The following is a 10,576-nucleotide window of genomic DNA, read 5'->3' as shown; positions in this document are numbered from 1 at the left end:
GGCGGTGCGCAGCCGGACGCCGCCGCGGCCCCGCCGGCCGCGCTGCACCGCACCCTCGCCGAGCAACGGCAGCTGCTGAACAGCCTGGTCGGCCTCTACGCCCGCCAGTCCGGCGAGCCGCACGCGATGGTCCACGCCGAGCTGCGGCGGCTGTGCGGTGGCCCCGCCGTCTCGCACGCGACGGTCGCGCAGCTGCAGGCCCGCATCGACCTGCTCCGCCGGCGCGTGCGGAGCTGATCGCGCCGGAGCGCTATCCTCGCCGCAACGACCTTCGGAGCCGCCCGTGACCGCCGCACCTCGTCCCGAGCCGACCGCCCGCGAGCGACGCCGGTGGGCGCGCTACCTCGTCGACGAGCGCGCGGAGGCGTCGGTGTACCGGCACCTCGCCGAGCGTCGGGCGGGCGAGGACCGCGAGATCCTGCTGGCGCTGGCGGAGGCGGAGGGCCGTCATGAGCGGCACTGGCTCGCGCTGCTGGACGGCGAGCCGCCGCGCCTGCCGCGAGCGTCCTCGCGCACGCTGGTGCTCGGCTGGATGGCCAGGCGCTTCGGCTCGATCTTCGTGCTCGCCCTCGCACAGAACGCGGAGGACCGGTCGCCGTACGACGACGATCCGTGGGCGACCCCGGCGATGCGCGCCGACGAGAAGATCCACCGCGAGGTGGTGCGCGGTCTCGCCGCCCGCGGCCGACGGCGGCTGTCGGGCACGTTCCGTGCCGCCGTGTTCGGCGCGAACGACGGCCTGGTCTCCAATCTGGCGCTCGTGATGGGGATCGGCGCCACCGGGGTCGGCGCGGGCTTCGTGCTGTTCAGCGGCATCGCCGGACTGCTCGCCGGCGCGCTGTCGATGGGGGCCGGGGAGTTCGTGTCGGTGCGGTCGCAGCGCGAGCTGCTGGAGGCCACCGAGCCGAACAACTACGCCGACGAGGTGCTGCCCGACCTGGACCTCGACGCCAACGAGCTCGCGCTGGTGTACCGCACGCGTGGCATGAGCGACGAGGAGGCGACCGCTCAGGCTCGCCGTGTGGTGGAGGCCGCACGCGCCGCCGACCGCACCGCCCCGTACCGACGGCCGGCGGAGGCCGCCCCGGATCACGAGGTCGTGGGCAACGCCCTGGCGGCGGCGGCGTCCAGCTTCCTGTTCTTCGCCTCGGGCGCGCTGATCCCGGTGCTGCCCTGGATCTTCGGCCTTTCGGGGCTGACCGCGGTGCTGCTCGCCCTCGGCCTGGTCGGCATCTCGCTCATGAGCACCGGCGCGATGGTGGGTCTGCTCTCGGGCGGCCCGCCGCTGCGCCGCGCACTGCGACAGCTCGCGATCGGCTTCGGGGCCGCCGCGATCACCTATCTGCTCGGGCTCCTGTTCGGCGTCGCCGGCGCGGGCTGACGGGGCACTACAGCTGGTGCGACGCGAGGTATGCGGCGGGGTCGGCGGAGAAGAGCTCCGCCCGGGCGATCTGCTCGGGGGTGGGGGCGACGCCGGTGTAGAGCTCGAACTGCTCCTTCGCCTGGCGCACCATCACCTGGTCGCCGGTGATGACCGTCTTCCCCTCGGCGCGAGCGAGATCGACCAGCGGCGTGTCCGCCGGCAGGTAGACGACGTCGAAGACGTAGTCGGCGGCGGCCACGGCGGCTGCGTCGAAGGCGAGCGTGCCGGCCTCCGGCCCGCCGGACATGCCGAGCGGGGTCGCGTTGACGAGCAGTGCGGGGCGACGGCTGCCGAGCTCCGTATCGGTCTCGACGCCGTAGCGCCCGGCGAGGCGCGCGCCGCGCTGCGGGTTCGTGGGCGCGAGCACGACGCCGTCGCGGAGACCGGCGTCGACGAGTGCGGCGAGGACGGCCTTGGCCATGCCTCCCGCGCCGAGGAGGGCGAAACTCGCCGTCGACGGGATCCCGTGCTCGTCGAGCAGCGATCGCACCGCGATGAAGTCGGTGTTGAGACCGGTGAGCCTCCCGCCGTCGTTGACGATCGTGTTCACGGAGTCGATCGCGCGCGCCGAGTCCTCCAGGGCGTCGAGGAACGGGATGCACGACTCCTTGTACGGCATGGAGACGCTCGCGCCTCGGATGCCGAGTGAGCGGATACCGCCGATCGTGGCGCCGATGTCGGTGGAGCTGAACGACTTGTACAGATAGTTGAGGCCGAGCTCCGCGTAGAGGAAGTTGTGGAAGCGATTCCCGTGGTTGCCAGGGCGGGCAGCCAGCGAGATGCACATCGTGGTGTCTCGATCGACCATGTTCACCATATGGACGGTTCCTCGTCTTCGACGCCGGCGGGCTGCCGTTCCCCGCGGAAGCCGCCGCGGTGTGAACGAGTATATGTGGCTTTATGCCTGTTTAGTTGCGTTTGCTTCCGAATGCGACACGGCCAGCGCCGCATCCTGACGTGAGCGGGCACCGAGCCGCCACCCGGTCGCGGCGTCCTGTTCGCGCCAGAAGTCCGCGAACCGTCCGCCGGCGGCGAGGAGGCCGTCGATCGTGCCGTCCTCGACGATCCGCCCCGCCTCGAGGAAGATCACGCGGTCGGCGGCGCGGATGCTGCTGAGCCGGTGGGCCACGATGACGCGCGTGCGCGGAGTCGGATCGTCGGAGAGGGCGGCGGCGACGGCGGCCTCGTTCTCGGTGTCGAGCGCGCTGGTGGCCTCGTCCACCAGGAGCACCGGCGCAGGCTTCAGCAGGGCGCGGGCGATCGAGACGCGCTGTCGCTCGCCGCCGGACAGGCCGGTGCCGGCCTCGCCGACCCTCGCCTCCCAGCCGTCGTCGAGGCGACGCAGGATCGGGTCGACGCGCGCGAGACCGGCGGCACGGCGGAGAGCCACGTCGCCGGCGGCGGGGTCGCCGACCAGGACGTTCCCGCGGATCGTGCCGTCGAACAGGTAGGGATGCTGGAACACCATGCTCGTCAGCGCGCGGCGGGAGTCGGCGTCCAGGTCCGTGACATCGACGCCGTCGACGAGGATCCGTCCCGCGGACGGCTGGTGGAGACCGGCGACGAGTGCGAGGACGGTGCTCTTACCGGAGCCGGAGGGACCGACGATCGCCGTGGTCGTGCCGGGCTCGAGCACGAGGTCGAGCCCGTCGAGCACGGCGGGTGCGTCGGCGCCGTAGCGGAAGCCCACCCCGCGCAGCTCGATCCGGGGCGCGCCCACGGGCGACGTGCTCGTGGTCCCGACGGGCTCGGTGGGGGCGTCGAGGACGTCGCGGATGCGGCGCAGCATCCCGGTCGCCGCCTCGATGCCCGGCGTCAGCTCGGCGAGGACCGTGAACGGCTCCAGATATCGGACGATGACGACGATGAGGGCGATCGCCTGGGGCACGGTGAGCACGCCCTGCGCGGCCAGCAGCACGGTCGTGCCGGCGAGGATCAACAGCGCGAGCTGGCTGGCGAGGCCGAAGATCAGCTCACCCGGGATCTGCATCAGCAGCAGTCGGGTCGTGGCCGCGTGCTGGGCGGCGAGGGCCGCTCCGGCATGGCTTCGGGCGGGTTCGACGCGGCGGGCGGCGCGGAGCGCCTGCTGGGTGCGGGCGAACTCGACGATCCGCTCGGTCAGGGCGCTGTTCGCGTCGGAGGCGGCCCGCTCGGCCGAGCGGCCGAGCCGGCCGGCGGCCCAGAACGCGGCGAGCAGCACGGGGACGCCGCCCAGCGCGGCGAGTCCGAGCACCCAGGAGACCGGCAGCAGCGCGAGCGCGATGGCGATCGGCAGCAGGATCGCGCCGATCGCGGGGGTGATGAGGTAGACCATGAGCCCGACCAGCTCCGGGCCGGTGGCGGCGACGGCCTGACGGGCGGTGGCGGTGTGCTCGGCGGTGAACCAGGCGAGTCGGACGCGGGTGAGCCGGTCGGCGACGGTGCGCTGCCCGGTGTCGAGCAGCCCGAACCCGAGGTCGTAGCCGAGCCGGGCGGTGGCGGCGTCGGCGGCCCAGCCGGCCGCCGTCACAAGGACGAGCGCACCGGCCCAGGGCCATGCGCCGGCCGGGCGGTCGCTGAACAGCGCGCCGACCAGCGGGATGAGCAGGACGCTGCCGGCGGCGCGCAGCAGCACACCGAGCACGGACAGCGCCAGGTGGCCGGTGACGCGGCCGCGGCTGGCGTCCGGGAGCAGGGCGAGGACGGTGCGGATCATCGGGCGGCCTCCGTCTCGATCGGGCGGGCGGGCGCGGCCACGGGCCGGGCTCCCGCGTCCCAGAGCTGCCGATAACGCCCGTCCACGGCGAGGAGCTCGGTGTGCGTGCCGGTCTCGGCGATGCGGCCGTGGTCGAGGACGACGATCCGGTCGACGCCGCTGATCGTGTGCAGGCGGTGCGCGATGACGAGCACGGTGCGCCCCGCGGTCAGGCTGTTGAGAGCCTGCTGCACGAGATACTCCGATTCGGGGTCCGCGAACGCGGTCGCCTCGTCCAGGACGAGCACCGGGGTGTCGGCCAGGATGGCGCGGGCGATCGTGAGCCGTTGCCGCTCGCCGCCGGACAGGGCCGCGTCCGGGCCGAGGACGGTGTCGTAGCCGTCCGGAAGGCGCAGGATGCGCTCGTGCAGCTGCGCGGCGCGGGCGGCCGCCTCGACCCGCTCCGATGCGGCGTCGGGCACGGCGAGGGCGATGTTCTCGCGCACGGTGCCCTGCACCAGCTGGGTCTGCTGGAACACGAAGCCGACCCGCGCGTAGAGCTCGTCGGCGCTGAGCTCGCGCAGATCGACGCCGCCGACCCGGATCGCACCGTCCTCGACGTCGTGGAAGCGTGCGAGCAGCGCGGCGAGCGTCGACTTGCCCGAGCCGGACGGTCCTACCAGGGCGGTGACGGTGCCCGGCTCGAGCCGCAGCGACACGTCCTCGATGACGGGCACGCCGGGCCGGTAGGAGAAACCGACCCGGTCGAGCTCCACGAGGCCCGGCGCGACGGATGGCGCGGCGCCCGTCGGCGTCGTGGTCTCGAGCTCCCGCTCGTCGAGCGCGACCTGGATGCGGCGGGCGGCGAGGAGCCCGGCGCTCAGGCCCGACAGCCCGTAGCCGATGCCGAGCAGCCGAGAGCCGAAGGTGGTGCCCAGCAGCAGGAACGGCAGCAGCGCGACCGGCGCCATGCCGCCGGTGGCGACCAGCGCCGTGCCGGGCACGGCGATGAGGACGAGGAAGGTCGCCGGCCGGGTGACGAGGTCCATGAACGTCTTCTGGCCGACGAACGGCCGCTGCCAGTCGTTCAGGAAGCCGATGTACTCGCCGAGCCGGCCGCGGAAGGTCGAGGCGGCGGCGCCGCCGAACACCCGGATCACCGGCTGACCCTCCAGGTAGGCCCCGGCCTCGACGTTCATGCGCTCCGACCAGCGCAGCGCCTGCCCGACCTTCGGGCCGGACTGCGTGACCATGATCGACATCGTCACGACGTACACGAGCACCGGCAGGAGCAGCAGCAGTGCGATCCGCCAGTCCACGATGAACAGGTAGACGAGCACGGCGACCGGCGCGACGACCGCCGCGACCGCGTCCGGCACGGCGTGGGTGACGAGGTAGTGCAGCGAGAGCGTGTCGTCCTGCACGAGCTGCTTCACCTGGCCCGAGCCTCGCGCCTCGAACCAGCCCAGCGGCAGCCGGGCGAGCTTGGCGAGGAGGCGCTGCCGCACCGCGCGCGCGAATCGCGCGTCGACCCAGTGCAGCCAGAGCATGAGCGCGGCCGACAGCAGCACGCCGCCGCCCATGAGCGACACCGCCCAGATCCCGACCGCCCAGAGCTGCGCCGACTCGGCACCGGCCAGCAGCAGCCGGGCGAGCTCGACCAGCAGCACGAACGGGGCGAGCTGGACGAGCGTGAGGATCGCCTGGGCGATGCCGGCGACGACCATCCCCGTGCGCAGCGGCGCGATGAGCCGGCCCCCGGCTCGTGCCCGCCACGCGCCCTTCCCTGGCATGGGCTGCGCGGCGTCGTCCGGGGTCGTCTCGATACGCTCCGCCGGCGCGTCGGCCGGCACCGGCTCGGGCGCCGCCTTGGAACGATTTGCCCCGAACGCCCGTCCGTAGTACCAGTACGCCTGCGCGTGGACCTCCGACTTGGGGAAGCCGAACTCCTCGCGCAGCCGCACCCGCAGATGCTTGAGGGTGCCGGACTCCGTCGCCATCCAGGCCGCCCAGTCCGACCAGTCACGTGCCTCGATCGCTGCCGCCAACGAGGCGGCGCCGCGGCGCGGCACCCAGCGCACCGTCGCCCGCGGATGCGCGGTGAGCGGGACCAGCCGGTCGTCCTCGTGATGCTCCTCCAGGTACACCTCGATCGGGATGTCCGCAGGCACCTCGCCGAGGATGGCGTTGATCGCCGGGAGGGAGGCGGCGTCCCCGATCAGCAGGTACCCGGCCGGCAGCTCGTCCGGCAGCGAGAACCGGGTCGAGCCGAGGGACGCCGCCTGCACGGTCGTCCCCGGCACGGCGTTCCGGGCCCACGCGGAGGCGGGACCTGCCGGCTCGTGGATCACGAAGTCGCAGGCGAACTCGCCGGTCGCCTCGTCCCAGGAGGCGAGCGTGTAGCCGCGCTGCTGCTCGGCATCCGGGTCGTCGAGGTCGGGGAACCAGAACCGCAGGTACGCGGTCGGCCCGACCTCGGCCTCGCGCAGCAGGGTGGGCGAGCTCATCCGCACCCGCAGGAACTTCGGCGCGAGCCACTCCGTGCCCGTCACCGTGACGTCGTGGTCCCGCGCGCCGTAGCTGCGCATCATCACGCCGGTGAAGCCGCGTTTGGCCATCAGGCCCCCTCTTCTCGAGCATCGTGCACCCGTTCGAAGTTAGCCTTACCTAACCACCTTGCTCAAGCTCGGATCCGGCGGAGTGGGAGCCCCGTCTGTCCGGGCAGCGATGCTGCGCCCGCGGCGGGCGGACCCTGCGACAATCGAGCATGCCCAGCCCTGAGACGCTTCTCGCATTCCTCGGCGCAGCCGCGGTGCTCGCCGTGATCCCGGGCCCGAGCGTGCTGTTCGTCGTGGGCCGGCGGTCCTCGTCGCCTTCGGCGTCGGCGCCCTCATCACGGCATCGGAGATCGCCTACTGGGTGATCAAGATCGGCGGCATCCTCTATCTGATCTCCCTCGGCATCCAGGCGATCCTCACCGCCGCGCTCCCGCAGTTCGTCAGCCCGGCCGCGGGAGCGACCTGGGCGCAGCTGCTCGCATTCGAGAGCCGCGCACGGTGATAGAGCCGCAGCCGACCCGGCTCGGAGACCCCACGAGAAAAGTCCCGAGCCGCGACACGTTCGTGAACGATGTCGCGGCTCGGGACGCTCTGTGCGCGAGGGGGGACTTGAACCCCCACGCCCTATACGGGCACTAGCACCTCAAGCTAGCGCGTCTACCTATTCCGCCACCCGCGCATGGGTGTTGTGGTCGTGCAACCGAGGATCGAGCCTAGCACGTCCGGCATCCGCGGCCGACCGCCGCCGCGACCGCAGGCGAGCGCGCGCCCGCGCACCCGTTAGCCTGGGACGCATGACCTCGCCCCCGGCCTCGGACGAACTCCCCGAGGTCGTCCGCGTCGCCCGCGACCTCATCCGGATCGACACGACGAACTACGGCGGAGGACGGGCGAACGGGGAACGCGAGGCGGCCGAGTACGTCGGCGCGTACCTCGAGGCGCTCGGTCTGAGCCCGGACTTCTACGAGCCGATCGCACGGCGCACGAACGTGCACGTCCGGATCCCGGGCCGCGACCGCGCCAAGCCGGCGCTCGTCGTGCACGGCCATCTCGATGTCGTCCCGGCGGTCGCGGACCACTGGCAGGTCGACCCGTTCGCCGGCGTCATCCGCGACGGGATGCTGTGGGGCCGCGGCGCCGTGGACATGAAGGACATGGACGCCATGATCCTCACCTCGGTGGCCGACATCCTGCGCGCCGGCGAGCAGCCGGGCCGCGACCTGATCGTCACGTTCTTCGCCGACGAGGAGAACGGCGGTGTGGAGGGCTCCACGCTCGTCGTACGCGACCGGCCGGAGTGGTTCGAGGGGGCGGCCGAGGCGATCAGCGAGGTCGGCGGCTTCTCGGTCGACGTGGGCGACCGCCGCGCGTACCTGCTGCAGGTGGGGGAGAAGGCGCTCATCTGGATCCGGCTCGTCGCGCGGGGCGCGGCCGGGCACGGCAGCCGGTACCATCCCGGCAACGCGGTCACCCGTCTCGCGGAGGCGGTCGCCGCGCTGGGACGCACGGAATGGCCGATCCGGCTGACCGACACCACCCGCCAGTTCCTCGACGGCGTCTCGGCGCTGTCCGGCGTCGATCCGGCCGATCCGGACGCCGTCGCCGCGCAGGTGGGCCCGGCGGCCGCCTTCCTGAAGGCCACCCTGCGCACCACGACGAACCCGACGGGGCTCACCGCCGGCTACAAGCACAACGTCATCCCGGACCGCGCCGAGGCGCTCATCGACGTCCGCGTCCTCCCGGGCACCGAGGAGGACGCCCTCGCCGACATCCGCGCCATCGTGGGACCGGACGTCGAGATCCAGACGGTCGTCCGGGACATCGGACTGGAGACGCCGTTCGAGGGCGCCCTCGTCGACGCGATGGTCGCCGCCCTCGGCCGGCACGACCCCGGCGTGCCCGTCATCCCGTATCTCATGGGCGGCGGCACCGACAACAAGGCGCTGTCGCGCCTGGGCATCACCGGCTACGGATTCGCGCCGCTGCGACTGCCGGCCGGGCTCGACTTCACCGGCATGTTCCACGGTGTCGACGAGCGCGTGCCGCTCGACTCCCTCCTGTTCGGCCAGCGGGTCCTGACCGACCTGCTGCGCACCTACTGACCGCACCTCCCGACTCCGAAAGGCGCGCATGCACTTCCTCGAGGCGATCTTCCTCGGCCTGGTACAGGGCCTGACCGAATTCCTCCCCGTGTCCTCGAGCGCGCACCTGCGCATCGTCGGCGCGTTCCTGCCCGGCGCCGAGGACCCGGGCGCCGCGTTCACCGCCATCACGCAGATCGGCACCGAGGCGGCGGTCGTGATCTTCTTCTGGCGCGACATCGTCCGGATCATCTCGCACTGGTTCCGGGCGCTGTTCGGCCGCATCCCGCGGGGCGACCCGGACGCGCGGATGGGCTGGCTCATCATCGTGGGCTCGATCCCGATCGTCGTCCTCGGGCTGCTGTTCCAGGATCAGATCGAGACGGTCTTCCGCTCGCTGTGGCTCGTCGCGGGGATGCTGATCTTCTTCGGCGTCGTGCTCGGCATCGCGGACGCCGTCGGCGCCCAGCGCCGCCGGCTCTCCGAGCTGAACGTGGGGCAGGGCGCGGTGTTCGGCGTCGCGCAGGCCTTCGCCCTGCTGCCGGGGGTCTCCCGTTCCGGCGGAACCATCACCGCCGGGCTGTTCATGGGCTTCCAGCGTGCCGCCGCCGCCGAGTACGCGTTCCTGCTGGCGATCCCGGCGGTGCTGGGCAGCGGGTTCTACGAGCTGTACAAGTCGGTCGCCCACCCGTGCGCCTCGGCGGCGGACGGGTGCACGCCGGAGATCTTCAACCTGGGGGAGACCGCCGCCGCGACGATCGTGGCGTTCCTCGTCGCACTCGTGGTGATCAAGTACTTCATGGCATGGATCTCGAAGCACAGCTTCCTGCCGTTCGTGATCTACCGGGTCGCGCTGGGCTCGCTCGTGCTCGTGCTGCTGGCCACCGGCGCGATCAGCGCGTAGCGCTCAGCGCCGTGGCTCGTCGCGCCCGGGCTTGCCCGGTCCGTCGCCGCGCCGGCGCAGATACTGCTCGAACTCGCGGGCGATCGCGTCGCCGGAGGCCTCGGGCGAGTCCCACGTGTCGCGCGTGCGCTCCAGTCCCCGGATGTACTCGCTCATCTCGTCGTCGTCGGCCGCGGCCGCGTCGATCGAGGCCTCCCAGGCCGCCGACTCGGTGGCCAGATCGGCGCGCGGCACGCGTGCGCCGGTGAGGTCCTCGAGCCGGTCGAGCAGCGCGAGCGTGGCCTTGGGGGAGGGCGTGTGCCCGGCGACGTAGTGCGGCACGCTCGCCCACAGCGTCGCGCTGGGGATGCCGGCGTCCTCGGCCGTCTGCGTGAGCACGCTCAGGATGCCGACGGGGCCCTCGTAGCCGGAGCGCTCCAGCTCCAGCTCGTTGCGCAGCCGCTCGTTGTCGCTGCCGGCGAAGACCGAGATCGGGCGGGTGTGCGGCACGTCGGACATCATCGAGCCGAGGCCGACGAAGCCGGTGATGTCCTCCCGCAGCGCGACGTCGATCAGCTCCGCGGCGTAGGCCTGCCATGCCCGCGCCGGCTCGACACCGGTCATGAGCCACAGCTGGGGTGCGCGTCCCGGCGCGACCGGGCGCAGGATCGTCGTCTCCGGCCAGGTCAGGCGCCGGTTGCCCTCCGGGTCGATGGAGACCTGCGGGCGGGTGTACTGGTAGTCGAAGTACGACTCCGGGTCGACGGAGTAGACGGGCTCGTAGGCACCCTCCTCGCGCAGCAGGGACAGCGCCGCCGACGCGGCCTCCCCGGCGTCGTTCCATCCGTCGAAGGCGGCGACGAGAATCCGACGACCGAGTCCGTCCACGCATGTCCTCCCTTGCGACCGGTTCCCCCCAAGGATAGGCCGTCGGTGCCCACCGGGCGCCGCTGGATA

At 72.7% G+C, this 10,576-nt stretch carries 8 protein-coding genes, 1 tRNA gene and 1 pseudogene; 5 read left to right on the top strand and 5 right to left on the bottom strand.

Features of this window, described 5'->3' with window-relative positions:
• Positions 1 to 237, top strand: a pseudogene (locus QM626_RS09715) (ATP-dependent helicase); the annotation flags it as partial.
• A gap of 46 nt (positions 238 to 283) precedes the next feature.
• Positions 284 to 1,381 (top strand): VIT1/CCC1 transporter family protein, encoded by a 1,098-nt coding sequence (locus QM626_RS09710; RefSeq protein ID WP_415076444.1) that lies wholly within the window; start codon positions 284 to 286, stop codon positions 1,379 to 1,381.
• 7 nt (positions 1,382 to 1,388) lie between these two features.
• On the opposite strand, the gene QM626_RS09705 is transcribed toward QM626_RS09710, so the two are convergent.
• The 3 genes from QM626_RS09705 to QM626_RS09695 form a co-directional block, all read right to left on the bottom strand.
• On the bottom strand, positions 1,389 to 2,231 hold the full coding sequence (locus QM626_RS09705) for a shikimate 5-dehydrogenase (RefSeq protein ID WP_415076442.1): 843 nt from the start codon (positions 2,229 to 2,231) through the stop codon (positions 1,389 to 1,391).
• A gap of 90 nt (positions 2,232 to 2,321) precedes the next feature.
• Complete coding sequence (locus QM626_RS09700; RefSeq protein ID WP_415076440.1) at positions 2,322 to 4,118, bottom strand: ABC transporter ATP-binding protein; 1,797 nt, start codon at positions 4,116 to 4,118, stop codon at positions 2,322 to 2,324.
• Positions 4,115 to 6,715 (bottom strand): ABC transporter ATP-binding protein/permease, encoded by a 2,601-nt coding sequence (locus QM626_RS09695; protein WP_415076438.1) that lies wholly within the window; start codon positions 6,713 to 6,715, stop codon positions 4,115 to 4,117. The genes QM626_RS09700 and QM626_RS09695 overlap by 4 nt, the downstream gene beginning before the upstream one ends.
• Before the next feature lie 301 nt (positions 6,716 to 7,016).
• Here QM626_RS09695 and QM626_RS09690 point away from each other — a divergent pair, with 301 nt between their 5' ends.
• Positions 7,017 to 7,157: a hypothetical protein gene (locus QM626_RS09690; RefSeq protein ID WP_415076436.1), complete on the top strand. Its 141-nt coding sequence runs from the start codon at positions 7,017 to 7,019 to the stop codon at positions 7,155 to 7,157.
• Between the two features lie 92 nt (positions 7,158 to 7,249).
• On the opposite strand, the gene QM626_RS09685 is transcribed toward QM626_RS09690, so the two are convergent.
• A tRNA-Leu gene (locus QM626_RS09685) sits at positions 7,250 to 7,334 on the bottom strand.
• A gap of 115 nt (positions 7,335 to 7,449) precedes the next feature.
• Here QM626_RS09685 and QM626_RS09680 point away from each other — a divergent pair.
• Both QM626_RS09680 and QM626_RS09675 read left to right on the top strand, forming a co-directional pair.
• Entirely contained in the window at positions 7,450 to 8,757 is a 1,308-nt protein-coding gene (locus tag QM626_RS09680) for a M20/M25/M40 family metallo-hydrolase (RefSeq protein WP_415076434.1), read from the top strand.
• Between the two features lie 28 nt (positions 8,758 to 8,785).
• Positions 8,786 to 9,640: an undecaprenyl-diphosphate phosphatase gene (locus tag QM626_RS09675; protein WP_415076432.1), complete on the top strand. Its 855-nt coding sequence runs from the start codon at positions 8,786 to 8,788 to the stop codon at positions 9,638 to 9,640.
• Between the two features lie 3 nt (positions 9,641 to 9,643).
• Here QM626_RS09675 and QM626_RS09670 read toward each other — a convergent pair whose 3' ends face one another.
• Entirely contained in the window at positions 9,644 to 10,507 is an 864-nt protein-coding gene (locus tag QM626_RS09670; RefSeq protein ID WP_415076430.1) for a PAC2 family protein, read from the bottom strand.
• Positions 10,508 to 10,576 lie beyond the last annotated feature (69 nt).

The organism is Microbacterium sp., assembly GCF_047606385.1.
GTDB lineage: Bacteria > Actinomycetota > Actinomycetes > Actinomycetales > Microbacteriaceae > Microbacterium.
The sequence above is the reverse complement of the archived record's forward strand: the minus strand, read 5'-3'. Positions and strand labels throughout refer to the sequence as shown.

Coding starts and splice junctions, on each gene's coding strand:
- QM626_RS09705 (WP_415076442.1), bottom strand. CDS start 2,231: ATGGTCGATCGAGACACCACGATGTGCATCTCGCTGGCTGCCCGCCCT.
- QM626_RS09700 (WP_415076440.1), bottom strand. CDS start 4,118: ATGATCCGCACCGTCCTCGCCCTGCTCCCGGACGCCAGCCGCGGCCGC.
- QM626_RS09695 (WP_415076438.1), bottom strand. CDS start 6,715: ATGGCCAAACGCGGCTTCACCGGCGTGATGATGCGCAGCTACGGCGCG.
- QM626_RS09680 (WP_415076434.1), top strand. CDS start 7,450: ATGACCTCGCCCCCGGCCTCGGACGAACTCCCCGAGGTCGTCCGCGTC.
- QM626_RS09675 (WP_415076432.1), top strand. CDS start 8,786: ATGCACTTCCTCGAGGCGATCTTCCTCGGCCTGGTACAGGGCCTGACC.